This window comes from Sphingomonas sp. Leaf62, from assembly GCF_001421915.1.
GTDB lineage: Bacteria > Pseudomonadota > Alphaproteobacteria > Sphingomonadales > Sphingomonadaceae > Sphingomonas.
Genome location: NZ_LMLN01000013.1, coordinates 222,426 through 247,043, shown reverse-complemented (window position 1 = coordinate 247,043; position 24,618 = coordinate 222,426). Strand labels below are relative to the sequence as shown.

Annotated in this window: 22 protein-coding genes; 10 read left to right on the top strand and 12 right to left on the bottom strand. The window is 67.5% G+C overall.

Annotated elements, in window-relative coordinates:
- Positions 1-80 precede the first annotated feature (80 nt).
- Positions 81-881 (bottom strand): glutamate racemase, encoded by an 801-nt coding sequence (murI, locus tag ASE91_RS09005; RefSeq protein ID WP_056625164.1) that lies wholly within the window; start codon positions 879-881, stop codon positions 81-83.
- A gap of 136 nt (positions 882-1,017) precedes the next feature.
- Between murI and plsY the strand changes: the two genes are divergently transcribed.
- The 3 genes from plsY (at position 1,018) to topA (ending at position 5,379) form a co-directional block, all read left to right on the top strand.
- On the top strand, positions 1,018-1,584 hold the full coding sequence (gene plsY / locus ASE91_RS09000; protein ID WP_327196771.1) for a glycerol-3-phosphate 1-O-acyltransferase PlsY: 567 nt from the start codon (positions 1,018-1,020) through the stop codon (positions 1,582-1,584).
- On the top strand, positions 1,577-2,668 hold the full coding sequence (dprA, locus tag ASE91_RS08995; protein WP_056625158.1) for a DNA-processing protein DprA: 1,092 nt from the start codon (positions 1,577-1,579) through the stop codon (positions 2,666-2,668). The genes plsY and dprA overlap by 8 nt, the downstream gene beginning before the upstream one ends.
- Positions 2,669-2,781: 113 nt before the next feature.
- A complete protein-coding gene (gene topA, locus ASE91_RS08990) occupies positions 2,782-5,379 on the top strand; it encodes a type I DNA topoisomerase (protein ID WP_056625156.1) in 2,598 nt (865 codons plus the stop codon).
- Positions 5,380-5,494: 115 nt separating this feature from the next.
- Here the strand turns inward: topA and ASE91_RS08985 are convergent, their stop codons facing one another.
- The 6 genes from ASE91_RS08985 to ASE91_RS08960 all read right to left on the bottom strand — a co-directional run bounded on the left by ASE91_RS08985 (position 5,495) and on the right by ASE91_RS08960 (position 11,788).
- Entirely contained in the window at positions 5,495-5,788 is a 294-nt protein-coding gene (locus ASE91_RS08985) for an SEL1-like repeat protein (RefSeq protein WP_056002208.1), read from the bottom strand.
- Positions 5,789-5,892: 104 nt separating this feature from the next.
- Positions 5,893-6,321 (bottom strand): TIGR01244 family sulfur transferase, encoded by a 429-nt coding sequence (locus ASE91_RS08980; protein WP_056002205.1) that lies wholly within the window; start codon positions 6,319-6,321, stop codon positions 5,893-5,895.
- Positions 6,322-6,380: 59 nt separating this feature from the next.
- Complete coding sequence (gene recQ / locus ASE91_RS08975) at positions 6,381-8,147, bottom strand: DNA helicase RecQ (RefSeq protein WP_056625153.1); 1,767 nt, start codon at positions 8,145-8,147, stop codon at positions 6,381-6,383.
- Positions 8,148-8,186: 39 nt separating this feature from the next.
- Complete coding sequence (locus ASE91_RS08970; protein WP_056625150.1) at positions 8,187-8,966, bottom strand: class I SAM-dependent methyltransferase; 780 nt, start codon at positions 8,964-8,966, stop codon at positions 8,187-8,189.
- Positions 8,963-9,895 (bottom strand): alpha/beta fold hydrolase, encoded by a 933-nt coding sequence (locus ASE91_RS08965; RefSeq protein WP_056625146.1) that lies wholly within the window; start codon positions 9,893-9,895, stop codon positions 8,963-8,965. The genes ASE91_RS08970 and ASE91_RS08965 overlap by 4 nt, the downstream gene beginning before the upstream one ends.
- Before the next feature lie 75 nt (positions 9,896-9,970).
- On the bottom strand, positions 9,971-11,788 hold the full coding sequence (locus ASE91_RS08960) for an ABCB family ABC transporter ATP-binding protein/permease (RefSeq protein ID WP_056625253.1): 1,818 nt from the start codon (positions 11,786-11,788) through the stop codon (positions 9,971-9,973).
- Positions 11,789-11,883: 95 nt separating this feature from the next.
- Here ASE91_RS08960 and ASE91_RS08955 point away from each other — a divergent pair, with 95 nt between their 5' ends.
- Positions 11,884-12,120, top strand: a complete 237-nt coding sequence (locus ASE91_RS08955; protein ID WP_056625143.1) for a hypothetical protein — start codon at positions 11,884-11,886, stop codon at positions 12,118-12,120.
- 139 nt (positions 12,121-12,259) lie between these two features.
- On the top strand, positions 12,260-13,009 hold the full coding sequence (locus ASE91_RS08950; RefSeq protein ID WP_056625141.1) for a Coq4 family protein: 750 nt from the start codon (positions 12,260-12,262) through the stop codon (positions 13,007-13,009).
- 135 nt (positions 13,010-13,144) lie between these two features.
- On the opposite strand, the gene ASE91_RS08945 is transcribed toward ASE91_RS08950, so the two are convergent.
- A complete protein-coding gene (locus tag ASE91_RS08945) occupies positions 13,145-13,486 on the bottom strand; it encodes a hypothetical protein (RefSeq protein ID WP_056625138.1) in 342 nt (113 codons plus the stop codon).
- A 125-nt stretch (positions 13,487-13,611) separates the two neighbouring features.
- Here ASE91_RS08945 and recF point away from each other — a divergent pair, with 125 nt between their 5' ends.
- A complete protein-coding gene (recF, locus tag ASE91_RS08940) occupies positions 13,612-14,685 on the top strand; it encodes a DNA replication/repair protein RecF (RefSeq protein ID WP_056625136.1) in 1,074 nt (357 codons plus the stop codon).
- On the opposite strand, the gene ASE91_RS08935 is transcribed toward recF, so the two are convergent.
- Complete coding sequence (locus ASE91_RS08935) at positions 14,667-15,083, bottom strand: response regulator (RefSeq protein ID WP_056625132.1); 417 nt, start codon at positions 15,081-15,083, stop codon at positions 14,667-14,669. The genes recF and ASE91_RS08935 overlap by 19 nt on opposite strands.
- A complete protein-coding gene (locus ASE91_RS08930) occupies positions 15,073-16,194 on the bottom strand; it encodes a GAF domain-containing protein (protein WP_056625129.1) in 1,122 nt (373 codons plus the stop codon). The genes ASE91_RS08935 and ASE91_RS08930 overlap by 11 nt, the downstream gene beginning before the upstream one ends.
- Positions 16,195-16,453: 259 nt before the next feature.
- Here ASE91_RS08930 and ASE91_RS08925 point away from each other — a divergent pair, with 259 nt between their 5' ends.
- A complete protein-coding gene (locus ASE91_RS08925; protein ID WP_056002172.1) occupies positions 16,454-17,893 on the top strand; it encodes a DEAD/DEAH box helicase in 1,440 nt (479 codons plus the stop codon).
- Positions 17,894-17,967: 74 nt separating this feature from the next.
- On the opposite strand, the gene ASE91_RS08920 is transcribed toward ASE91_RS08925, so the two are convergent.
- Together ASE91_RS08920 and ASE91_RS08915 are read right to left on the bottom strand one after the other, a co-directional pair.
- Positions 17,968-20,460 (bottom strand): ABC transporter permease, encoded by a 2,493-nt coding sequence (locus tag ASE91_RS08920; protein ID WP_056625126.1) that lies wholly within the window; start codon positions 20,458-20,460, stop codon positions 17,968-17,970.
- A 163-nt stretch (positions 20,461-20,623) separates the two neighbouring features.
- A complete protein-coding gene (locus ASE91_RS08915) occupies positions 20,624-21,298 on the bottom strand; it encodes an ABC transporter ATP-binding protein (protein ID WP_156357754.1) in 675 nt (224 codons plus the stop codon).
- A 37-nt stretch (positions 21,299-21,335) separates the two neighbouring features.
- Between ASE91_RS08915 and ASE91_RS08910 the strand changes: the two genes are divergently transcribed.
- From ASE91_RS08910 to ASE91_RS08900, 3 genes are all read left to right on the top strand, one after another.
- Complete coding sequence (locus ASE91_RS08910; protein WP_235530391.1) at positions 21,336-22,088, top strand: arylesterase; 753 nt, start codon at positions 21,336-21,338, stop codon at positions 22,086-22,088.
- A gap of 602 nt (positions 22,089-22,690) precedes the next feature.
- On the top strand, positions 22,691-23,596 hold the full coding sequence (locus tag ASE91_RS08905) for a dihydrodipicolinate synthase family protein (protein WP_235530390.1): 906 nt from the start codon (positions 22,691-22,693) through the stop codon (positions 23,594-23,596).
- Complete coding sequence (locus ASE91_RS08900; protein WP_056002398.1) at positions 23,596-24,591, top strand: 4-hydroxyproline epimerase; 996 nt, start codon at positions 23,596-23,598, stop codon at positions 24,589-24,591. Before ASE91_RS08905 ends, ASE91_RS08900 begins: the two co-directional genes overlap by 1 nt.
- The last annotated feature ends 27 nt before the right edge of the window (positions 24,592-24,618 follow it).

Below are 24,618 nucleotides of genomic sequence, written 5' to 3'. Positions count from 1 at the left end.
GTTTCCAGCGGATAAAAGCGGTTACCCTGATCGACCCCCTTGGACATTTTGTCTCAGCATCGGCGCCCATGACCGAAAGCTCAAAGCGCTTCGACCGACGCGAACCCGCGTGGGGCCAGCGTCGCGGCGATCGCCCGTTCGCGCTCGCCCAGCCGGGTGAAGACAAGTCGTCCGGGGACCGGCGCTTCGGGAAAGGGCTGTCCCGCCGTCAGCGTCGCGATGCGGCGGGCGATGCCGGGGCCGCCGTCGACGAAGCGGACGCCATCGGGCGCGACCGCGATCATGTCGGCCTCAAGTAAGGGGAAATGGGTGCAGGCGTTGACGATGACGTCGATCCGGTCGCCCCGTTCCTGCATAAACAGCCCCGCAAGTTCGGTCGCGATCCGGTCGAGTGACGGTGCGTCGCCGGCCAGCGCCCCCTCGGCCAGTTCGACCAGTGCCGCCGATCCATGGCGCAGCACGGTGCAGTCGCCGGCAAAGCGCGCGGCAAGGTCGTCGACATAGGGCTGGCGGACGGTCGCCTGCGTCCCGAGCACGCCGATGACGCGACTGCGCGACAGTTCCGCCGCGACCTTGATCGCGGGCACCGTGCCGACCACCGGCACGTCGAGCGCGGCACGCACCACCGGCAGCGCGATGGTCGATGCGGTGTTGCACGCGATCACGACGAGGCGCGGGCGATACCGCTCGACCAGCCGCCCGAGCAGCGCCGGCACCCGCGCCGCGATCTCCGCCTCGGTCCGGGTGCCATAGGGAAAACCGGCCGAGTCGGCGGCGTAGACGATCGGCGCGGTCGGCAGCAGCGCCAGCGTCGGCGCGACCACCGACAGGCCGCCGACGCCCGAATCGAAGAACAGGATCGGTTGCGTCGTCTGGCCCATCACCGGGCATACTCCCCTTGGCGTATCCGGCCGCGTTGCATGCCGTCGCCGAACCCCTTACCCTCCATGCGACAGACGGCAAGTTCAGGGGGCTATCCTGCCGAGCGAAATACTCTGGATCCCGCCGGCGGCGGCGTTGCTGATCGGCTATGTGCTGGGATCGATTCCATGGGGCATCCTGCTGACCCGCAGCGCCGGTGCCGGCGACCTGCGCACGATCGGGTCGGGCAATATCGGCGCGACCAACGTGCTGCGTACCGGACGCAAGGGGCTGGCGGCGGCGACGCTGCTGCTCGACCTGTTGAAGGGGGCAGCGGCGGTGTGGATCGTCGCGGCGCTGTTTCCGGGCGAGGAACCGATCGCCGGTGCGGCGGCGTTCATCGGGCATTGCCATCCGCTGTGGCTGCGTTTTCGCGGCGGCAAAGGGGTGGCGACGATGATGGGTGTCGTCGTCGCGCTCTGCCCGATCGCCGGACTGGCCTATGCGATCATGTGGCTGGGGTTGCTGGCGACGGTACGCATTTCGTCGGTCGCGGGCATGGCGGCGGCGGTCGCCGCGCCGATCGCGGCGGCATGGGCCGGGCGGTTCGATCTCGTGATCCTGTTCCTCGGCCTCGCGCTGATCGTGCTGTGGAAGCATCGTGAGAATATCGAACGACTGGTCGCCGGGACCGAGCCGAGGATCGGCCGCAAGCGTGAATGAGCCGCAAGCGGCCCGCTTCGCGGCGCTGCGGCTGATCCGGTCGGCGAATATCGGACCGGTCACGTTCCGGGCGTTGATCGATCGCTATGGCGATGCGGCGGCGGCGATCGATGCGTTGCCGATGCTGGCGGCGCGCGGGGGCGGCAGGGCGCCGGTGCTGGCCGACGAAGGCGCGGTGCGGCGGGAGATCGCGACGGTGCGTGCGCTCGGCGGGCGGTTTCTGCTGCTCGGCGATCCCGACTATCCCGCGTTGCTGGCCGAACTGGACAGTGCGCCGCCCGCGCTGATCGTGCGCGGCGACCTGTCGCTGCTGGCGCGGCCGTGCTTCGCGATGGTGGGTGCCCGCAACGCATCGGCGGCGGCCTGCCGGTTCGCGCGGGGCTTGGCGGAGGAACTGGGCGCGGCGGGATATTGCGTGGTGTCGGGACTGGCACGCGGCATCGACACGGCGGTGCATCAGGGCGCGATCGGCCATGCGACGATCGGAGTCATCGCCAGCGGCATCGACGTGGTGTTCCCGCCCGAAAATGCCGGCTTGCAGGAGGAGGTGGCGACTCGCGGGTTGCTCATCGCCGAACAGCCACCGGGCACGCAGCCGCTCGCCCGCCATTTCCCGTCGCGCAACCGGATCATCGCCGGGCTGGCGCTGGGCACGGTGGTGGTCGAGGCGGCACCACGATCAGGGTCGCTCATCACCGCCCGGCTGGCGGGGGAGGCGGGGCGTGAGGTGATGGCGGTGCCGGGATCGCCGCTCGATCCTCGGGCGCAGGGATGCAATTTGCTGATTCGGGAGGGCGCAACGCTCGTGCAGAACGCGGCCGACGTGGCCGAAATGCTCCGCCCGATCGATGCGCGCGCGGTGCGGGCACCGGGCGGGCGCTATGTCGGCGAACCGGCGGCGACCGACGCCAGCGACGGCGACCGGACGCGGATCACCGGACTGCTCGGCCCGGTGCCGGTGGCGGTCGACGAACTGGTGCGGCAATCGGGATGCCCGACGACGGTGGTGCAGACGGTGCTGCTCGAACTCGAACTGGCCGGGCGGCTCGACCGCCATGCCGGCGGGCGGGTCAACCTGGGGTAACGACCTGCCATCAAAGCGTAACCGCGATCCGTCACCTGCATCCGCCGACTTGACGCCACCCCCCGGCGCTCTCCACTCTCGCGTACGTACGCACAAGGACCGACCGTCACATCATGCAGCTTGTCATCGTCGAATCGCCCGCCAAGGCGAAGACCATCGAAAAATATCTGGGGTCCGACTACCGCGTCCTCGCCTCCTACGGCCATGTCCGCGACCTGCCGCCCAAGGACGGGTCGGTGAACCCGGACGACGGCTTCGCGATGGATTGGGAGACGTATGCCGACAAGACGAAGCAGCTGAAGGCGATCACCGATCTGGCCAAGACCGCCGATCGCCTGATCCTCGCCACCGATCCCGATCGCGAGGGCGAGGCGATCAGCTGGCATGTGCAGGAGGTGCTGAAAAAGCGCCGCGCGCTGCCCAAGGAGGTCGAGCGGGTTACGTTCAACGCGATCACGAAGCCGGCGATCCTCGCCGCGATGAAGGCCCCGCGTCAGCTGGATACCGACCTGATCGATGCGTATCGGGCGCGCCGTGCGCTCGACTATCTGGTCGGGTTCACCCTGTCGCCGGTGCTGTGGCGCAAGCTGCCTGGCGCGAAATCGGCGGGACGCGTCCAGTCGGTCGCGCTGCGCCTGCTGGTCCAGCGCGAGCGCGAGATCGAGACGTTCGTCGCGCAGGAATATTGGTCGGTCGTCGCGAAGATGGAGGCCGACGGCACGCCGTTCGACGCGCGCCTCGTCAAATTGCAGGGCAAGAAGCTCGACAAGCTGTCGCTGGGCGATGCCGGATCGGCCGAGGTCGCGAAGGCGGCGGTGGTCGATGGCCGCTTCACCGTCACCAATGTCGAAACGAAGCCCGCGACGCGCAATCCGCCGCCCCCGTTCACCACCTCGACGCTGCAACAGGAAGCGGCGCGCAAGCTGGGCTTCTCGGCCAGCCATACGATGCGGGTGGCGCAGTCGCTCTATGAGGACGGCGCGATCACGTACATGCGGACCGACGGTGTGCAGATGGACGGATCGGCGATCGATGCCGCGCGCGGTGCCATCGCCAACCGCTATGACGGCAGCTACGTCCCCGACAAGCCGCGTCAGTATCAGACCAAGGCCAAGAATGCGCAGGAAGCGCACGAGGCGATTCGCCCGACCGATTTTTCGAAGGATCGTGCCGGGTCGGGCGATCATGGCCGCCTGTACGACCTGATCTGGAAGCGGGCGCTGGCCAGCCAGATGGCGTCGGCGCGGATGGAGCGGACCGCCGTCGAGCTGGAGGACCAGACCGGTCAGACCGGGCTGCGCGCGACCGGACAGGTCGTGCTCTTCCCGGGATACCTCGCGCTGTACGAGGAAGGGCGCGACGACGCGGCCGACGAGGATTCGCGCCGTTTGCCGCTTCTCCGCTCGGGCGACAGCCCGGCCAAGAAGGACGTCGTCGCCGAACAGCATTTCACCCAGCCGCCGCCGCGTTTCTCCGAAGCGTCGCTGGTCAAGCGGCTGGAGGAACTGGGGATCGGTCGTCCGTCGACCTATGCCTCGATCATTCAGGTGCTGAAGGATCGCGGCTATGTCCGTGTCGAGAAGAACCGGTTCTTCGCCGAGGAGACCGGGCGGTTGCTGACCGCGTTCCTCGAACGCTTCTTCGAGAAATATGTCGGCTACGACTTCACCGCCGAGCTGGAGGAGGAACTGGACGACGTGTCGGGCGGGCGTGCCGAATGGCAGGCGGTGCTCGAAGCGTTCTGGCGCGACTTCAAGCCGCGCACGTCGGAGGTGATGGAGCAGCAGCCGAGCGCGATCACCGCCGAGCTGGACATATTCCTCGGCAGCTATCTGTTCCCCGACAAGGCCGATGGTACCGATCCGCGCCTGTGCCCGAATTGCGGGGAGGGGCGGCTGGCGCTGCGCGGCGGCAAGTTCGGCGCGTTCATCGCCTGCTCCAACTATCCCGAATGCAAATATACCCGCCGCTTCGCGCAACCGGGCGGTGAGGAAGGCGGCGACGCCGGTCCCGAAGGACTGGGCAAGGACCCGGAAACCGGACTGGAAGTCGAACGGAAATCGGGTCGGTTCGGCCCCTATATCCAGCTTGGCGAGGGCAAGGATGCCAAGCGCGCGTCGATCCCGAAGGATATCGGCGAACTGAACCTCGAATGGGCGCTCAAGCTGCTCAGCCTGCCGCGCACCATCGGCAACCATCCGGAAACGGGTGAGCCGATCGAGTCGGCGATCGGGCGCTATGGCCCGTATCTCAAGCATGCCGGCAAATATGCGCGGTTGCAGACGACGGCGGACGTGTTCGAAACCGGCATGAACGCGGCGGTGGTCAAGCTGGCCGAGGCGGCGGCGGGTGGCGGACGTCCGGCGCGCGGCGCGGCGAAGGAGCCGCTGAAGGTGCTGGGCGCGCATCCGCGTACCGAGGCCGAGATCAAGCTGATGGAAGGGCGCTATGGCCCGTATGTCACCGACGGCACGACCAACGCGACGATCCCGAAGTCGATCGAACCGGGTGCGCTGACGCTCGAAGAAGCGGCGCAACTGATCGACGAGCGTGCGGCGGCGGCGCCGGCCAAGGGCAAGAAGAAGCCGGTGGCGAAGAAGGCGGCACCGAAGAAAGCGGCGGCAAAGGACGATGCCAAGCCGGCGGCGAAAAAACCTGCTGCCAAAAAGGCCGCACCGAAAAAAGCCGCACCGAAAAAGGTGGCGGACTGACCCTGATCCGGTCGCGACGAACATCGTCCCGGCACGCCGGGATGGCGTTCGGATCGGACGCGGTGAATAGGGTTCCGATCCGCTTGGCGGCCGGTGCATCCGGCCGCCAAGCGGGTCAGTTCGGGCGGGTTTCGGTCCGCAGGAAGGCGCGGGCGGCTTTCTGCGCATCGGCGATCTGACGCGGCGTCATGTCGCATGCGATTTCCGCGCGCCAATGCTGTGCGTCCTCCAGCCCCGACATCGCGGCAAGGTTGAACCATTTGTGCGCTTCGACCAGATCGATCACCGCGCCGCCGGTTCCGCTCGAATAGCAGATGCCAAGTTCGAACCACGCCGCGCCGGTGCTGCGCTGTGCTTCTTCTGCCCGGCTTTCCTGGAGAAAGCGGGCGCCGTCCAGACCAATGCCCATATCGATAACCCCTGTTGGTACGGACAGAGGGATGGGGCATTGGCCGTTGCGATTTGGTTAAGCACCTGAACCGATGTGGTTACGTACGTTAAGGTACCCGCGACTTAACCTTTGGAAAGCGCGTCCAGCATGGGTCGGATGCCCGACAGGTCATAGCCCGCCGTACCGCCCGCTGCGATCAGTTCGGCCGAGTCGCGGCCGCCCTTGGCACTGGCAAGCGCCCACAGATTGCAGGATCGCGTGCCCGAGCGGCAATAGGCGAGGATCGGACCGTCGGCCTGTTCCAGCACGTCCGCCATGGCGTCGAGTTGCGGGTGGCTGAACCCGGCATGGGTGATCGGGATCGCGTGATAGGCGAGGCCGGCCGCCGCCGCCGCCTTGGCGATGGTATCGCCGCCCGGCTGGTCCGCTTCCTCGGCATCGGGGCGATTGTTGACGATGGTGGTGAAGCCCTGCGCCTTCAGCGTGGCGACGTCGTCGGCGGTGATCTGCGGGCTGACCGAGATGCGGTCGTCGATACGGCGGATTTGCATAGGGAGGGACGATAGCGTCGCCACCGGAACGACGCAAATCCTCCCCGGCACGGAGAGGATCAGTGTTGCTTGACTACCGAGAGAAACGCGTCGCCATACGCCTGCAGCTTCTTCTCACCGATGCCGGTGATGCGCCGCATCCCGCCGATCGTCTGCGGCCGGTCGGTCGCCATGTCGCGCAGGACCGAGTCGTGAAAGATGACATAGGGCGGCACGCCGGCTTGCTGCGCCAGTTCGCGGCGTTTGGCGCGCAACGCCTCGAACAGCGGATCGCCGGTCGGGTTGGGAGTAGCCGTGCCGCTGCCGCGCCGCCGCCGCTCGCGCTTGGGCGGCACGATCAGCGACAGCGTATCGCCGCCCTTCAACAGTCCGCGCGCGGCGGGGCCGAATTCCAGCCCGCCATGGTCGTTGGCGCGCAGCGCATCGCGCAGTTGCAGCGCGCGTCCGACCGGCTTCAGCAGTGCGGTCTCGTCGCCGTCGACGATGTTCCACACCGACAGGTTTTCGTGGCCGTTGGTCATGCTGCGTTCGGTCGACTGGCCGGTCAGCACCTGTTCGATATAGGTCGCGCCGAACATCATGCCGGTGCGAAATACTGCCGACAGATATTTCTGCGCGACCTGCGTCGCGTCGATCGCGTTGGGCGGCGTGAGGCAGTTGTCGCAATTGCCGCAATATTCGGGCGGCGACTCGCCGAAATGGCGCAGCAGGATCGCACGGCGACACCCCGCGGTTTCGACCAATGCGCCCAGCGCGTTCAGCCGCTGCCGCTCGCCGGGTTGGCGCGCCGGTTCGACCTCGCCGATCCGCTGGCGCGCGCGGGCGAAGTCGTCGGCCCCCCAGAACAGATGCGCGACCGCCGGATCGCCGTCGCGCCCGGCTCGGCCGGTCTCCTGATAATAGGCCTCGATCGATTTCGGCAGTCCGGCATGCGCGACGAAGCGTACGTCGGGCTTGTCTATCCCCATCCCGAAGGCGATGGTAGCGACCATCACCATGTCCTCGGATGCGACGAAATCGTGCTGGTTACGCTGACGCACCGCGGAATCGAGCCCGGCATGATAGACGCGGACCGGACGCCCGGTCTTGGCCAGCGCCTCCGCCAACCGTTCGGTCCCGGCGCGCGACTGGACATAGACGATGCCGGGGCCGGGGGTGGCGGCAATGATGTCGGCGATCTGGCGCGTGCCCTGATCGCGCAGGGTGATGTGATAGCGGATGTTGGGCCGGTCGAAGCCGGCGACGATCAACCCGTCGTGCGGTATGCCGAGCTGTTCAAGGATGTCGGCACGAGTATGCGCATCGGCGGTGGCGGTGAGCGCCAGTCGGGGCACGTCGGGAAACTGGTCGAACAGCGGCCGCAGCAGCCGGTAATCGGGGCGGAAGTCGTGGCCCCATTCGCTGACGCAGTGCGCTTCGTCGATCGCGAACAGGGCGAGGTTGCCGCGCGACAGCAGGTCGCGGAAATCGCTGCCCGATGCGCGCTCGGGCGCGACATAGAGCAGGTCGAGCTCGCCATCCAGAAACCGCCCGCGCGTCTCGGCGCGATTGTCGTCGGCGCTGGTCAGCGTTGCGGCGCGGATGCCGACCGCGGTCGCCGCGCGCAACTGGTCGTGCATCAGTGCGATCAGCGGCGAGACGACGACGCAGGTCCCGTTCAGCATCGTGGCGGGCAGCTGATAGGTCAGCGACTTGCCGGCACCGGTCGGCATCACCGCCAGCGTGCGCTGTCCGGCGAGTACGCGGTCGACCACCTGCCGCTGGACACCGCGGAATTCGGGAAAGCCGAAGGTCGATTGCAATACGGGGATCGGGTCGAGCGCCATTGCCCTCCACCTAGGGATGCAGGGCGTGGGCGTCGAGAGTTAAGGCAGACGGACTGCGCGCCAGCCGTCGCCGTTGATCGTCGCTTCGCCGATCGTGCCGGTGTAGCTGCGTCCGGCCGCGGCGAAGCGGATCGCGGTGCCACGCAGGGTGCCAGTGATCTCGGCATTGCCGAGCGTGCCGGTGACGTCCTGAAACCGCTGGTCGAGGTGCAGCGGCACCTCGCGCCCATCGGGCAGGGTCGTCAGCCAATCGCCACCCGCAACGGCAGGGACGATCCACAGGAACACCCGGCGATCGGCGACCAGCCGTTCTTCGTCGGCGCGCCATTCGCCCATGTCGAACGCATGGGTTACGATGCGCGTACCCGGCCGTAATTCGGTCAACAGGCGCGGGCGGAGTGCGAGGTTGATCTTCGGCAACAGGTACATCGTCACGACATTGGCGTCGCGCAGTGGCACGTCGAACAGATTGGCGCGGATGAAACGGGCGCGGTCGGTGAGCGTGTAGAGCGCGGCGTTGCGTCGGGCGCGTTCGACCAGGGCCGCATCGATCTCGATCCCGCTGGCGCGGGCACCCAGCCGGGCGGCGGCAAGGGGAATGCGGCCATCGCCCGACCCGAGGTCGATGACGATGTCGTTCGGCCCGACCTGTGCCATCGCCAGCATCGCGTCGACTACCGGCTCGGGCGTCGGGACATAGGGGACGTCGTACTCGGGCTCGCTCGCGGCGATGCCTTGCCCGCGCAGAATGTCACCCATCCCGTCGCCATAGGGGGTGGTGCAGCCGCCGAGCAGCATCGCCAGCAGCAGCACCTTCACGCAATCGTTGCCGTTCGCAGCCAGTCGGCGGTTTCCCGCGGGTGGGTCACCGGGATCATGTGTCCGCCCGCGATGTTGGTCAGCGTCGCGCCGGGGATCATCGCGGCGGTGCGGGCGCCCTGTTGCTGCGGGTCGAGCAGTTGGTCGTCCCTGCCATACAGGATCGCGACCGGCAGGCCGATCGATGCGTAGCGCGTCGCCATGGCCGACACCGCGCGATTGGCGTCGTCGATTTCGAACGCGCCCGCCTGAAAGCTCGACGGTCGGAGCGCGACGAGGCCGCCGCCACGCGTACCAAAGTCCATCGGCACCGCATCGGGCGCAAAGACATGCCTCGCGACGGCGGGTCCGGTCAGCGTCGTCAACGGCACCCCGACCGTCCATGCGGCCAGCCCGCGCAGCGCGGCGGGTGGTGCCTTGCCCCGGAAGATCGGCGGGATATGGTCCATCGGCTGGGTCAGCGGCGCGATCAGCGCAACGCCACGGATCTTGCCGGAATGGTTCAGCGCAAAGGCAAGCGCGACCGCGCCACCCATCGAGTGACCGACCAGCAACGGTCGATCGAGGCCCAGCGCGTCGATCAGATCGGCGACCATGCGCGCCTGTTCCTCGATCGGCGGCTGGCTGCCATCGACGCTGCTATGGCCCCAGCCGGGCCGGTCGACGAGGATCAGCCGGTGATCGGCCAGTTCGGCGGTCAGTGCATAGGAAAAGTTGCGCAGCTGTCCGTACAGGCCATGCAGCATCACCATCACCGGACCGTCGCCGCCGGTATCGACATAATGGAGCCGCCCGCCGGGCACGTCGACGAAATCCCCGTCCGCCGGCACCAGTGCTTCCGACGCGCTGGCGGCGAGGGCGGTCCATAGCGCAAGGCCGCCCCCGACCAGTGCCGTGGTCGTAACCGCCTTTTTCAGCTTGTCGTTCATCTGTCGCTCTCCCGCTTGGCCCCGGGCGATACGCTTGGGCGCGGGGGAGTGTCCATCGGATACGCCGTGAACCTTTCAGGCCTCGGCCAGCGCCGCCTCCCGTTCGGCCGCTTGCCGTGTCCACATTTCGGCGTAGGTGCCGCCGGCGCGGAGCAACTCGCCATGCGCACCGCTTTCGACCACGCGGCCGCCCTCCAGCACCACGATGCGGTCGGCATGGACCACGGTCGACAGGCGGTGGGCGATGACGATGGTCGTGCGACCGCGTTCGATCGCTTCCAGCGTGGCGAGGATGTCGGCCTCGGTCCGGCTGTCGAGCGCGCTGGTGGCTTCGTCGAGGATCAGCACCGGCGGATTTTTCAGCAGCGTCCGGGCGATCGCGACACGCTGTTTCTCGCCGCCCGACAGTTTCAGGCCGCGCTCGCCGACGCGGGTGTCGAACCCTTGTGGCAGGCTGGCGATGAAGCCCGCGATCGATGCACCCTGTGCCGCCCGCGCGACATCGTCGGCGGTCGCATCGGCACGACCATAAGCGACGTTGTAACCGATCGTGTCGTTGAACAGCACCGTGTCCTGCGGCACGATGCCGATCGCGCTGCGCAGCGACGCCTGCGATACGGCGGCGATATCCTGTCCGTCGATGGTGATGCGCCCGGCGGTCGGATCGTAGAACCGGAACAGCAACCGCGCGAGCGTCGACTTGCCCGCGCCCGATGGCCCGACCACCGCCAGCGTCGTGCCCGGCGGAATGTCGAGGTCGATCCCGTTCAGGATCGTACGGCCGTCGCCATAGCCGAAGCCGACCCCTTCGAACCGGACATGGCCCTTGCTGACGGTCAGCGCCGGTGCGCCGGGAGCATCGACGACTTCGGCCGGCGTATCGATCAGGTCGAACATCGCACCCATGTCGACCACGCCCTGACGGACGGTACGATAGACCATGCCGAGCAAGTCGAGCGGGCGGAACAACTGCGTCAACAGCGTCGATACCAGCACGACGTCGCCCGCCGAAAACTGTCCACGCGCCCAGCCGAAGACGATCAGCGCCATGCCGCCGCCCAGCATCAGCGCGGTAATCAGCGCCTGTCCGATGTTGAGCAGCGCCAGCGAGTTTTCCGACTTCACGGCGGCCTCGGCATAGCCGGCGACGGCGCGATCATAGCGTGCCGCCTCGCGTTCCTCTGCGCCGAAATACTTTACCGTCTCGAAATTCAGCAGCGAATCGACCGCGTGCGCGACCGCGCCGGTGTCGAGATCGTTCATTCGCTCGCGTAATGACGACCGCCAGTCGGTGACCCAACGGGTGAAGGCGATGTAGAACACGACCATCGCCACCGTGCCGATGACCAGCCAGCTGCCGAACCGCGTGCCGAAGATCCACAGGACCAGCCCGAGTTCGAGGATGGTCGGCGCAATGTTGAACAGCAGGAAGTACAGCATCGTGTCGATGCTCTTGGTGCCGCGCTCGACGACCTTGGTTACCGCGCCGGTACGTCGTTCGAGATGGAAGCGCAGCGACAGCGCATGGAGGTGGCGGAACACCGACGCCGCCAGCCGCCGCGTCGCGTCCTGTCCGACGCGTTCGAACACCACGTTGCGCAGATTGTCGAACAGGGTGCCGGCAAAGCGCGCGGCGGCGTAGCCCGCGACCAGCGCTACGACCAGCCACAGCGCGTCGCGTGATCCGGCTCCCATCGTATCGATCGCGCCCTGCAACGCGAACGGCGCGCCGCGAACCTGCACGACCTTCGACGCGACGACCAGCGCCAGCGCCGCGACAATGCGCACCTTCAGGCCCGTGGCCCCGGCAGGCCACAGATAGGGGAGGAATCGGCGGAGCGTCGCCAGCATCGGCCGGGTCGGGCCGGAGGCGGTTGAGGTGTCGGGGGGCATTGCAAGCGCCATTTGGGGAATCGGACGCGCCGGCGCAACGCTTCGTCGGAACAAGCGGCGCGTCGAGGAATTAAATCACATCAGGGAGACGAGCGATGGCACCTCTGGTCTACATCATGGCAATCCTCGGCTGCGGCGACGATGGCGCGACGTGCAACCGCGAACGGATCGCCCCGATAAGTTATCAGTCGGTGGCGGAATGTCAGGCAGCGGTACCGACGATGCTGGCGCGCAACACCGACCTTTCCTATCCGGTCATCAGCGCGTCGTGCGAACGCGGCACCCCGCAGATTGCCGACAGCCGCCAGCGCATGAAGCCGGCCGCGAGTTGATGCCTTGCGCCGCGACGGCGGCGTTGGATGCGTTGCGGAAGCGGTGAAGCCATTCGGTGCGACGTTCCGCGGTCCGTGAGAGGCTTGACCGCGTCGCGGCCTGCAAATACTTACATAGCTGTAAGTAACGGAGGCGGGCATGGCCACGCGGGAAATGGAAACGGTGCAACCGGTGCGCCGCGACTGGGGTACGGCGTGGGCGGCGCTCAGGCGGTTGCTGGCCGATGGTAATGACACGGTGCAGGTGTTTCGTATCATGCGGGCGCTGAATGCGGATACCAGCCACCGCAACTACGTGCGATTGCTGGCCGAACCGGGTGGCGGACGGATCGCGTTCGATCATGTCGAACTGACCAAGCGCTTCTCCGACCGGACATGGATCGATGGCCTGCCCGACGGTAGCGTTGGTGCGCACTATCGCGCATTCCTCGACCGTACCGGCTTCTCCGCGCAGGGATTGGCCGAGATCAGCTATGCCGATGGCGAAGGCTGGCAGGACGCACAGCATCCGGTCGCGTGGTTCGGTCGGCGCGAGCGTGATGTCCATGATATCTGGCACATCCTGACCGGCTACACCGCCGAAGAGCATCTGGGCGAAGCGTGCCTCGTCGCCTTTTCCTATGCGCAGACTGGCGGACTGGGCTGGGCGGCGATCGGGTTGGGCGCAGCGTTGAAGTCGCTCCGCGTCACCGGCGAGCGGGCCTTCGCGAAGGCGGTGTGGGAAGGGTATCGCAACGGCCGCCGCGCACGCTGGCTGCATGCCGAGGCCTATGAGGCGTTACTGGCCGAGCCGCTCGACACCGCCCGGCGCCGACTGAATATCCCGGAACCCATCGCATATCACGCCGCGCAGAAGCGGCTGAAAGAGCAGGGTTTGCAGGGGATTTAGCGTCGGGGGATAGCGACTTTTACGGCGCAAGGGTCCTAACTGAAATTGGCAACGACCGGGTATCGACATAAAATGTCGCGCCCCCTTTACGGGAGCACGATCACGAAGACTGGCGAACTTGCGCCGACGCCATCCTCACTTGGCGAGCGCGGCGCTTGCCCTTGCTTCGCCGGCATCGCGCACGGCCTTCGCACGAGCTTCAGCCTGTTCCTCGACCAGCTTCGCCTCGTCCTTCATCGCGTCGGCGCGGACCTTCAGCCGCTCAGCGTCATAGCCGCCGGCCTGCTGCGCCTGATCGCGAAGGCCTTCGGCCTCTACCTTCATCTGCGCCGTCTGGTTCTCGGCAGCGGCCTCGATCGCGTCGGCTTCGGCATCGGCCTGATCGCGCAGCTGTTCGGCCTGCTGCTGCTCCGGCGTCTGCGATGCGCAGGCGGTGAGAGCGAAGGCGGCGGCTGCCGCGAGAACGAAGCGGGTCATGGCGTATCCCTGTTGTAATTTGACAATCCCAATTCCCGGCGGCGCGGAAAGTTGCGTTCGTATAACCTGGCCGGAACCATGGCGGGTTCCGTTGGGCGAGGCGCGCGGGTAACGGTCGGTCGCAGATGCTGACCCGCCTGACCCTGACCGACTTTCGCAATCATGCGGCGGCAACACTCGAACCGGGACCGGGCTTCGTCGTGTTGAGCGGGCCCAATGGCGCGGGCAAGACCAATGTGCTGGAAGCGGTATCGTTGCTGGCACCCGGACGTGGCCTGCGCCGCGCCGCGCTGTCGGACATGGCGCGGGAGGGCGGGGCGGGCGGTTTCGGCGTCGCCGCCGAACTGGCCGGCGATGTGCGACTGGGCACGGGGACGCAGGCCAATGCCCCCGAACGGCGGATCGTGCGCGTGAACGGGGCGGGTGCATCGGCGACGGTGCTGGCCGAATGGTTGTCGGTACTGTGGATGACCCCGGCGATGGACCGGCTGTTCGTCGAACCGGCGGGCGAGCGACGGCGGTTCCTCGACCGGATGACGCTGGCCCTGTTACCCGGCCACGCCACGCAGGCGACGCGCTACGATGCGGCGATGCGCCAACGTAACCGCCTGCTGGCGGAGGAAGCCATGCCCGATCCAGACTGGTTGTCGGCGTTGGAAGCACGAATGGTCGAACATGGCGTGGCGCTGGGTGCGGCGCGGGCCGAATCTGTGGCGATGCTCGACGCGCGGATCGCACAGACGCCCGCCTCCGATTTCCCGCGTGCCGCACTGGCGGTGGAGGGATGGCACGGCGACGCCGCACTGTTCGCGCGCGAACTGGCGACAGGGCGCGCGCGCGATGCGGCGGCGGGACGGGCGCTGAGCGGGCCACACCGGGCCGACCTGATCGTCACCGATCGTGACCGCGGACAGGCGGCGGCGCGCTGTTCGACCGGCGAGCAGAAGGCGCTGTTGCTGGGACTGGTCCTCGCCCATGCCGAACTGGTCGCCGAACGTGCCGGACGTCCGCCGGTGCTGTTGCTTGACGAGGTGGCGGCGCATCTCGATCCGGAACGCCGCGCGGCGCTGTTCGCGCGCGCGGCGGGGGTGGGACAGGTGTGGCTGACCGGAACCGAGGCCGGGTTGTTCGACGGTATCGCCCGCGACGCGACGCGGTTCCACGTCGCCGATGGGCAGGTTCAGTCGACGGTCGCGTAGAAGCGCAGCTCGTTCGGGATCTTTTCCGGCGCTTGACCCTGCACGCGGGCCATCGCCGCCGCGATCGCATAGCCGAGGCCGGCGGTGTAGAATGGCTTGGCGACGCAGCCGAGGATCAGCGGGTGGTCGGCCACGTCCGGGCAATTGCCGCTGAGGAACAGGCAGGGAATGCCGCGCGCTGCCAAAGCGACCGCGACGGTCCGGCCCGAATCGCCCTGCGCCAGCCGCACGTCGCACAGCGCCAGATCGGGACGGTCGGCGTCGGCCAGCGCCAGCGCGCTCGCCTGCGTATCGGCGATGCCGGTAACGATATGACCGTGCAGCGTCAGTGCATCCTCCACCAGCATCGCGACGATCGCTTCGTCCTCGACCAGCATGATCCGCAGCTTATTCGCCATGGGCGCGTCCCGGGATGGAGAGGGTGAGGCGGTCGGTCCCGTTGCGTGCGACGGTCGCCCGCAACTGCCGCGACAGGCCACGCACCAGACGGCTATCGTCGAGCGTGGGATGGGCGACGCCCATGACCGGACCGTTCAGGGCGATGTGCATGGCATCCTCACCGACCTCGATCATGACCGCCGTCAGCGCTTCGGGATCGGGGTCCAGCATCGTATGGACCAGCAGCGCGACGGCGACGGCCTGTTCGATCGGCAGGCACGCTATACCGTGCGTCGTCACCTCGATCGGTTCGCCATCGCCACGTTCGGTGATCGCATCCAGCAGCGCGGCGATATCGATCTGGGTCGGCGTGTCGGCGGCGTAGAGGGGGCGATGGGCGGCGGCGAGCACTTCCAGCCGGCCGGCGGCGGCCGCCAGCGCGGCCTTTGCCGTGTCGTCGCTGGTATCCGCTGCGCCCAGGCGGACGACGGCGACCGCCGTTTGCAGCGCGTTCCGTACGCGGTGGTTGAGTTCGCCGAGCAGGCGTTCGCGGATCGCGATCCCCTCCCGCAATTCGGCCTCGATCCTCAGCCGGTATTTGGCGAGAGCGACATAGTGGCAGACGGTATGGAGAAACGCGAGTTCGTCGGCATCGAACCGGTCGGTCCAGCGCCGCCCGAAGCCGAGCGTACCGAGCAGCGTCGATCCGTGTACCAGCGGGGTACAGGCATAGGCGTCGATACCGAGATCGCGGACGAAGCCGGTCAGCGGGTCGTCCGAGGCCTGCACGGCAAATGCCTCGATCGGGCGGCGTTCCTGCGCCGCATAACCGCACACGGCCTGTCCCACCTCCAGCCGTTTGCCGGCCGCGGCCTCGGCTTCGGTCAAGCCGGCATGGGCGACCAGCATGAGGCCATCGGCGTCCAGTCGATAATTGAAGAACACGTCGAGCCGCAATTCGTCGGCGATCAGCGCGAACAGGTCCTCGACCATAGCAGCCGGGTCATTGGCGGCCAGCATCTTGTCGGCTGCTTCCCCCAGCAACCGCAACTGGCGGCGCGGCAGGTTATCGACCGGGTCGGCGGCAACAGGACCGCCGGTAGGCGCGCCGAACGGGGAAAGATCGTTCATATCCGGGCTGTACGGCCTTCATCCGTGGGTTGCCATAGCGAAAACGGGCAAAACGGACGGTGGCTTGACCAATGCGGCCATCTCGCGTATCTACCGCAGTGCAGCGACGCTTTTTCAGGCAGCGTGATCGGACCATATGGTCTCGGCTCCGCGTCGCAGCTCCAACCGGCTTCCCTAGTCACGCGGGTCGCAATTTTTTGCCCGCTGCCCGTGCGCCTTCGCTGCGTTTCGGGTGCCGGATCCTATTTCAGGAACTATCATGACCTTCCAGTCACTCGGCTTGTCGAAGTCGATTCTCGACGCGCTCGCCGCCAAGAACTACGAAACCCCCACCCCGATTCAGCGCGACGCGATCCCGCTGGTGCTCGAAGGGCGCGACCTGCTGGGCATCGCCCAGACCGGTACCGGAAAGACCGCCGCTTTCGTGCTGCCGTCGATCGACCTGCTGGTGAAGGCCAATGTCCGTCGCCGCCCGATGCGCTGCCGCATGTTGGTGCTGGCCCCGACGCGCGAACTGGTCAGCCAGATCGCCGACAATGCCCGCGCCTATGCCAAGCACAGCAAGCTGACCGTCGCCACCGTGTTCGGCGGCGTGCCGGTGCCGCGCAACATCCGCGACGTGGCGGCGGGTGTCGACATTCTCGTCGCGACGCCGGGCCGTCTGCTCGACCTGATCGACCAGAAGTGCCTGGGCCTTGGCGAGCTCGAGATCCTCGTGCTCGACGAAGCCGACCAGATGCTCGACCTCGGCTTCATCCACGCGCTGCGCCGCATCGTGTCGATGGTGCCGAAGTCGCGTCAGACGTTGTTCTTTTCGGCGACCATGCCGAAGGATATCCGCGAACTGGCCGACAAGTATCTGACCGATCCGGCGACCGTCGCGGTGACGCCGGTGTCGTCGACCGCCGAGCGTGTCGAGCAATATGTCACCCACGTCCAGCAGACCGAGAAGCAGGCGCTGCTGACGATGTTCTTCCGCAACACGAAGATCGATCGCGCGCTGGTGTTCACCCGTACCAAGCATGGCGCGGACCGCGTCGTGAAGCTGCTGGCCGCCAACGGCATCGCGTCGAACGCGATCCATGGCAACAAGTCGCAGCCGCAGCGTGAGAAGGCGCTGGCCGCGTTCCGCGACGGCACGGTGCCGATCATGGTCGCGACCGACATCGCCGCGCGCGGCATCGACGTGTCGGGGGTCAGCCATGTCGTGAACTTCGAACTGCCCAACGTTTCCGAGCAGTATGTCCACCGCATTGGCCGCACGGCGCGTGCCGGTGCGTCGGGCGTGGCGTTCAGCTTCTGCGCCGATGACGAGCGGCCGTTCCTGAAGGGGATCGAGCGGCTGACCAAGCAGAAGATCGATGTCGTGCCGCTGCCTGCCGACTTCCTCGAACAGAGCGCGCAGATCAAGGCGAGCCGTGCGCCCTATGCTCCCGATCGTCCCGAGCGTTTGCCCAGCGAGCGTGGCCCGGCGCGTCCGCGTGCGACCCATGCCCATGGTGCCAAGCCGGCGCATGGTCGCGGTGGTCCGGCTCGTGGCGGTCAGCCGCAGCGCAGCGAAGGGCAGGGTGGCGGACGCCCGCCGCAGCGTGAAGCCGGTGCCGGTGGCGGCGGTCGTCCGGGTGGCGGCGGTGCCGGCGGTGGTCGCGGCCGGGGCGGTCGCGGTCGCGGCGGCGGGGCTCCTCGCGCAGCGGTTTGATCGAAAAGCCCCGGCAGGCAACTGCCGGGGCTTTTCATTTGGAGCCTGAAACTCCTCCCCGGGCCGGGGAGGATTTATAGCTCCCTGAGCGCCCGCGCCGGCCGTGCACTCAGGATCGGCAACGCGCCGAGCAGGCCGATCCCCAACGTCACTCCGACCCCCGTCGCCAGCGTCAGGCCGATCGCGCGGTAGTCGGGTAGCCAGTCGAATGCGAACAGTTCGACCACGACATACCACCCGCCCGCGATCCCGATCGCGGCCGCAAGGGCGGCGAGGATGACGGCGAGCAACAGATATTCGAGCGCCTGCGCCGCCAATATCTGGCCACGCGTCGCGCCAAGCGTCTTCAGGATCACTGAATCATAGGTCCGGGTTTCGCGCGCGGCGGCGATCGCGCCGATCAGCACCGCGATGCCGGCGAGGATGGCGATCCCTGCTGCGGCCGCGATGGCGGTGGCCATTTGCGACACGATATCGCGGACTTGCCCAATGACGTCGCGCACCTCGACGACCGAGGTCGAGGGGAAGCGGGCCGACAGCGCGCCGATGACGGCGCGTTCGCGGCCAGGCGGCATGGTGATCGTCGCGGCAAGGTTATGCGGGACGTCGGACAGGGCGTTGGGGCTGAACACCATCACGAAATTGAAGCCCATCGTGTCCCATTCGATCTTGCGGAACGAGGCGATGCGGGCGGTGCGTTCCTGCCCGGCGACGCTGATCGTCAGCGGGTCGCCCAGCTTCAGGTCCAGCGCCTGGGCCATGCGTTCGTCGACCGACACCAGCGGTTCGCCGGCATAGTCGGCGGGCCACCATTTCCCCGCGACCAGTTCGCTGCCCGGCGGCAGGTCGCGGGCGAAGGTCAGGCCGCGTTCGCCACGCAGCGCCCATGCGCCCTCCGGAATGGTTTTCAGATCGGCGACGCGGGTGGTGCCATAGGCGGTGATCGTGCCGCGCATCAGCGGCACCGTCTGGATGTCGGCGTCGGGCTGGAAGTTGACGATAGTTGCACGGAACGACGATTCGCGGGCCGGGGGCACGTCGAGGGCGAACAGGGCGGGGGCGCGGGCCGGGACGGTCCTTGCGATGTTGGCGTCGAGGCTGGTGCGGATGGTCGCCAGCAGGACGAACATCGTCAGCCCGAGGCCCAGCGCCACGACCAAAGCGCCGGTGCGCGCGCCGGGTCGGTGGAGCGCGCTGACCGCGAGCCGGAGCAGGGGACGGCGAGGGCGGGGCAGGCGGGCGGCGGCCCAGCGGATCGACCAGCCAAGTGCCGACAATAACAGGAGAAGTCCGGTCGCGGCGGCGAGGAATGCCGCGCCGAACCATGGACGTTCGCTGGTCGTCAGGACCAGCGCGACGATGCCCGCGAACGCTGCACCCATCCATGCCGCCGCCTTCCAGCGCGACGGTCGACGGCCGTCATGGACGCCGCGTAACAGCCCGGCGGCCGGGACCGCGCCCGCCGCCAACAAGGGCGGCGCGGCAAAGGCGAGGGCGATGAGCAGGCCATAGGCGGCTGCCTGTAGCAGCGGCAGGGGATGGATGGCGAACCGGGGCGCGACCGGCAGCACGTCGCCCGCGATCGCGACGATCAGCGGCACGGCGGCGATGCCGATGGCAAGGCCGATAGCGATGCCGATCGCGGAAACTGCCATGATCTGAAGCAGATAGACGCGCGCGATCAGGCCGGACGTGGCCCCTAATACCTTCAGCGTCGCGATGCTCGACCGGCGGGTGGCGAGGTAGGACGACACGCCGTTGCCGACGCCGATCCCGGCGATGACCAGCGCGGTCAGGCCGACCAGCACCAGAAACTCGCCCATCCGCGTCAGGAAGCGTTCGGCCCCCGGCGACGCGCGGTCGCGGGTGCGGCTGTCCCAGCCCTGCGCCGGATACCGGTCGGTAAACGCCTTGATCGCGACCGCCGGGTCATAGCGGCTGGCGATGCGATATTTGCTCTCATACAAGCTGCCCGGCGCGATCAGGCCGGTGCGCCGCAACCCGTCCAGCGATACCAGCGCCACGGCACCGAGGGTAAATCCTTCGCTCAACCGGTCGGGTTCGTCGGCGATGATGCCGGCGACGGTGAAGCGCGCGGTGCCGAACCGGACCGGACCACCGACCCGCAGTTTCAGCCGTTCGACCAGCGCCGGCCCCACATAGGTCTCGGTCGGGGACAGCGGGCGGGCGGTGCCGCGTTGCAGGGTCAGCGTGCCGTAGAGCGGATAGGTCCGGTCGACCGCCTTCAGTTCGATCGGGGCCGTTTCGCCGCCGAAGTTGACACCCATCGACTGCATCCGCAGCGTTTCGGACACCCGGCCCAGCCTTGCCATCGACCGGCGCTCGGCCGGATCGGCGGTGCGCTGCGACACCGACAGTTCGAGGTCGCCGCCCAACAGGCTTTGGCCACGCGCGGACAGTTCGCCGGTGATCGAGCGCGTCAGGCTGCCGATCGCCGCCAGCGCACCGACGCCGAGGATCAGGCAGACCAGCAACAGCCGGAGGCCGCGGAAGCGGGCATCGAGTTCGCGGCGCGCGAACGTCCATGCCAGACGCCACTCGCTCATGCGATGCCTCTGTGGGAGTCAGTGCGGGTTCGTGTCTCTGCCGTACCCCCGCGCAGGCGGGGAGCCAGGGCCAAGCAGAACAGCGGCTTGCGTGTGCCGCTCTGGACCCCGGCCTCCGCCGGGGTACGGTGCGGATTTGGCTGCGACCTTCGCAGCACAACGCTCATCGCGCGCTGTCCCGCGCGATGCGGCCATCGGCCAGTTCGACCACCCGGTCGCAGCGTTCGGCCAGTGCCGGGTCGTGGGTGATGACCAGCAAGGTCGCCTGTGTCGCGGCGCGGCGTTCGAACAGCAGGTCCATGACCGCACGGCCGGTCGCGCGGTCGAGATTGCCGGTCGGTTCGTCGGCAAAGACCAGCGCCGGGCGTCCGGCCAGCGCACGGGCGATGGCGACGCGCTGTTGCTCGCCGCCCGACAATTGCGTCGGGTAATGGTGGAGGCGGTGGGCGAGACCGACCGATGCCAGTTCGGCCTCGGCACGGGCGAAGGCGTCGGCCACCCCGGCCAGTTCCATCGGTACCGCGACGTTTTCGAGCGCGGTCATCGTCGGCAACAGATGGAATGCCTGTAGCACGATGCCGATCCGCCCGCGCCGTGCCCGTGCCAGATCATCCTCGCCCATCGCGCCGAAGTCGGCACCGGCGACATGGACCTGACCGCCGCTGGCGCGTTCGAGGCCGGACAGCACCGCCATCAACGACGACTTGCCCGATCCCGATGCGCCCAACAGCGCGACGCTGGTCCCGGCAGGGACGGCAAGGTCGATACCGTGCAGGATGCGGGTCGCGGCATCGCCTTCGCCCAGCGTCAGGGTGACACCGCGCGCGTCTATGACCATATCGTTCGAAACGGATTGCATGGGAGGTTTGTCGCCAGTGACGAAGCAGGGACCCACATATGCGGGCGCGTTCGCCATTCTCCAAGGCGCGTTGCTGCTGTCGGGATGCAGCCAGCCCGATTTGTCGGAAGGGAACGAGACCATCCAGGTGACGATGAGCCATGCCACGTCCGCCGCAAACTCCACGGCCGCATCGGTGAAGCCGGTGGCCGGACCGGAGCGGCTGGTGCTGGCGTTCGGCGACAGCCTGTATGCCGGCTATGGCCTCGCCCGCGGGGACAGCCTGCCCGACGATCTGCAGGATGCGTTGCGCGCCGACGGCATCAATGCGCGGGTCGTGAATGGCGGGATTTCGGGCGATACCAGCGCGGCGGGGCGGCAGCGGCTGGCCTATACGCTCGATCGGCTCGACCGGAAACCCGACCTCGTGCTGCTGGGGCTGGGCGGCAATGATGTGCTGCGCCAGATTCCGCCGGCCGAGACGCGCGCCAATTTCGTCGCGATGCTGGATGAATTGCAGAAACGCGGCATTCCGGTGGTGCTGACCGGCATGCTGGTGCCGCCCAATCTGGGTCCGGACTATGCCGCGACGTTCAACCGCATCTGGCCGGACATGGTGAAGCGATATGACGCGACGCTCGATCCGTTCATTCTGGCGGGCGTGCTGGGCAACCGGGCGCTGATGTTGCCCGACGGCATCCATCCCAATGCGCAGGGCGTCGACCGGATCGTCGCGCGACTGGGGCCGGTGGTCGCCGGGCGGTTGCGGGCGATCGACCCGGCGGGGTGAGGGGTACGGGCGTTGACGGGCGTTTAGCGCCGACTTTGCGTTGGCCGGATTTCCGCTCGCAGTACGCCGAAAGATCGGGAATCGGCACCGTAGTGCGGAGACCGGGGTGCGTTCGGCACGGCTAAAGCATGATGACGTGAAGTAGAACCGTTTGTGCTGAGTAGGGACTGAGCTTGTCGAAGGCCCGTATCGAAGCACGTGGGTCGGTCCTTCGATACGCCGCTTCGACAGGCTCAGCGGCTACTCAGGACGAACGGTTCCGTCCTATGTCATCCGCTATAGGCTCGCGGGGGAAGCGTCCGCTCGCCAACGGGCCAACCCACCCCCGACCCCTCCCTTTCAGGAAGGGGAGACGCGTACGCGTCTCTCGAATATCGTTAGATGCTGCCTTCGCCGGGATAGAACCGATCCCCAGAGGTATCGAGCATGTCGGAGACAAGGGATAAATCGCGCAAACGCGCGCGTTTTTCCGAAATTGCAGACCTTGCAACGCAAGCAATCCGAGCACGTGCAAAAATCGCCCGATTTCAGTTGGCAGTGCCGACTTAATATCGTATACGAAAATCACGATCATGGAGGATGATGTGGTTTCTGGTTCGAGCATGTGGACGGGCGTTTATCCCGCAGCGACGACGCAGTTCGCGGCGGATGGTTCGGTCGATATCGACGCGACGCAGCGTGGATTGGTAGCGCTGGTCGAGGATGGTGTCGACGGGTTGATCCTGCTCGGCACCTGTGGCGAGAATAATTCCCTCGACGTCGCGGAAAAGCATGCGGTGCTGCGCGCCGGTGTCGAGGCGGTCGGCGGGCGCGTGCCGCTGGTATGCGGCGTGTCCGAATTCACGACGCACCGCGCGGCGGCGTTCGCGCAGGAGGTCGAGGCGATCGGCATCGATGCGCTGATGCTGTTGCCGGCCATGGTCTATGTGCCGACGCCGAACGAACTGGCGACGCATTTCCGCACCGTTGCCGAGGCGACGGGCCTGCCGATCATGTTGTACAATAATCCGCCCGCCTACCGGGTGTCGGTCGACTTCGCGACGCTCGAACTGCTCGATCCGGTCAAGAACATCGTCGCGGTCAAGGAAAGCGCGCCCGATCCGCGCCGCTTCACCGACGTCATCAACCGGTTCGGCGATCGCTATATCGTGATGGCGGGTCTGGACGACGTCGCGCTGGAGGGCATGTTGCTCGGCGCCAGCGGCTGGGTATCGGGCCTGACCAGCGCGTTCCCGCAGGAATCGGTGGCGCTGATCGCGGCGGTCTATCGTGGCGACTGGGAAGAGGCGCGGCGCATCTATCGCTGGTTCATGCCGCTGCTCCACCTCGATGCCGAGCATGATCTGGTCCAGTCGATCAAGCTGGCCGAAGAGATCATGGGTCGCGGGTCGGAACGTGTCCGTCTGCCGCGCCTGCCGCTCGAAGGCGCACGCCGGGCCGAAGTCATTGCGATGGTCGAAAAGTGCGCGGCGACCCGCCCGGTGCTCAAGGCGGCGCTCGCCGCCTGATGCGCCACACCTTCTTCTGCATCGACGGCCACACGGCGGGCAATCCCGTCCGTCTGGTGGCCGGGGGCGCGCCGCTGTTGCGGGGTGCCAGCATGGCGGAGCGGCGGCAGGATTTCCTGGCGCGGTTCGACTGGATCCGCACCGGGCTGTGTTTCGAGCCGCGCGGGCACGACATGATGTCGGGCGGGTTCCTGTACCCGCCGTGCGCCGATGCGGATGCGGCGATCCTGTTCATCGAGACGTCGGGCTGCCTGCCGATGTGCGGGCACGGCACGATCGGGATGATCACCTTCGGGCTGGAGAACGGCCTGATTACCCCGCGCGAGCCGGGCAGGCTGCGCGTCGAGGTGCCTGCGGGCGTGATCGATATCGATTATGTCGCGGAGGGCAACCGGGTGCGATCGGTGAAGATCCGCAACGTGCCCGCCTATCTCGCGACGCAGGGGATCGAGATCGACGTGCCGGGTTTCGGGCCGCTGTCGATCGATGTCGCCTATGGCGGCAACTACTATGCGATCATCGAGCCGCAGGGGGCCTATACCGGCCTCGACGATCTCGGCGCGGCGCGGCTCGTGGAGCTTAGCCGGACCATCCGCGAACGGGTGCAGGCGGTCTATGACCCGGTCCATCCGCTGGAACCGACGATCCGGGGCGTCAGCCATGTGCTGTGGGCCGATGCGCCAAAGGGCGAGGGTGCGGACGGGCGCAACGCGGTATTCTATGGCGAGCGCGCGATCGATCGCAGCCCGTGCGGGACCGGCACCTCGGCGCGGCTGGCGCATCTTGCGGCGACCGGGCGGTTGCAGGTCGGCGACCGTTTCGTGCATGAAAGCTATATCGGCAGCCGCTTCGTCGGGCGGGTCGAGGCGGAGACGATGATCGGCGGGCAGGCCGCGATCGTGCCCTCGATCGAGGGATCGGCGATCGCTACGGGATTCAACACGATCTGGATCGATCGCGAGGACCCGTTCTTCGCCGGATTCACCGTGGTATGATGCGGCACTAGAACACGAACGAGGGGG

Excerpts from the sequence above, each read along its gene's own strand:
- murI (WP_056625164.1), bottom strand. The coding sequence starts at position 881 with ATGGGCCAGACGACGCAACCGATCCTGTTCTTCGATTCGGGCGTCGGC.
- topA (WP_056625156.1), top strand. The coding sequence starts at position 2,782 with ATGCAGCTTGTCATCGTCGAATCGCCCGCCAAGGCGAAGACCATCGAA.
- ASE91_RS08985 (WP_056002208.1), bottom strand. The coding sequence starts at position 5,788 with ATGGGCATTGGTCTGGACGGCGCCCGCTTTCTCCAGGAAAGCCGGGCA.
- ASE91_RS08980 (WP_056002205.1), bottom strand. The coding sequence starts at position 6,321 with ATGCAAATCCGCCGTATCGACGACCGCATCTCGGTCAGCCCGCAGATC.
- recQ (WP_056625153.1), bottom strand. The coding sequence starts at position 8,147 with ATGGCGCTCGACCCGATCCCCGTATTGCAATCGACCTTCGGCTTTCCC.
- ASE91_RS08965 (WP_056625146.1), bottom strand. The coding sequence starts at position 9,895 with ATGAACGACAAGCTGAAAAAGGCGGTTACGACCACGGCACTGGTCGGG.
- ASE91_RS08960 (WP_056625253.1), bottom strand. The coding sequence starts at position 11,788 with ATGCCCCCCGACACCTCAACCGCCTCCGGCCCGACCCGGCCGATGCTG.
- ASE91_RS08955 (WP_056625143.1), top strand. The coding sequence starts at position 11,884 with ATGGCACCTCTGGTCTACATCATGGCAATCCTCGGCTGCGGCGACGAT.
- ASE91_RS08950 (WP_056625141.1), top strand. The coding sequence starts at position 12,260 with ATGGCCACGCGGGAAATGGAAACGGTGCAACCGGTGCGCCGCGACTGG.
- ASE91_RS08945 (WP_056625138.1), bottom strand. The coding sequence starts at position 13,486 with ATGACCCGCTTCGTTCTCGCGGCAGCCGCCGCCTTCGCTCTCACCGCC.
- recF (WP_056625136.1), top strand. The coding sequence starts at position 13,612 with ATGCTGACCCGCCTGACCCTGACCGACTTTCGCAATCATGCGGCGGCA.
- ASE91_RS08935 (WP_056625132.1), bottom strand. The coding sequence starts at position 15,083 with ATGGCGAATAAGCTGCGGATCATGCTGGTCGAGGACGAAGCGATCGTC.
- ASE91_RS08930 (WP_056625129.1), bottom strand. The coding sequence starts at position 16,194 with ATGAACGATCTTTCCCCGTTCGGCGCGCCTACCGGCGGTCCTGTTGCC.
- ASE91_RS08925 (WP_056002172.1), top strand. The coding sequence starts at position 16,454 with ATGACCTTCCAGTCACTCGGCTTGTCGAAGTCGATTCTCGACGCGCTC.
- ASE91_RS08920 (WP_056625126.1), bottom strand. The coding sequence starts at position 20,460 with ATGAGCGAGTGGCGTCTGGCATGGACGTTCGCGCGCCGCGAACTCGAT.
- ASE91_RS08915 (WP_156357754.1), bottom strand. The coding sequence starts at position 21,298 with ATGGTCATAGACGCGCGCGGTGTCACCCTGACGCTGGGCGAAGGCGAT.
- ASE91_RS08905 (WP_235530390.1), top strand. The coding sequence starts at position 22,691 with ATGTGGACGGGCGTTTATCCCGCAGCGACGACGCAGTTCGCGGCGGAT.
- ASE91_RS08900 (WP_056002398.1), top strand. The coding sequence starts at position 23,596 with ATGCGCCACACCTTCTTCTGCATCGACGGCCACACGGCGGGCAATCCC.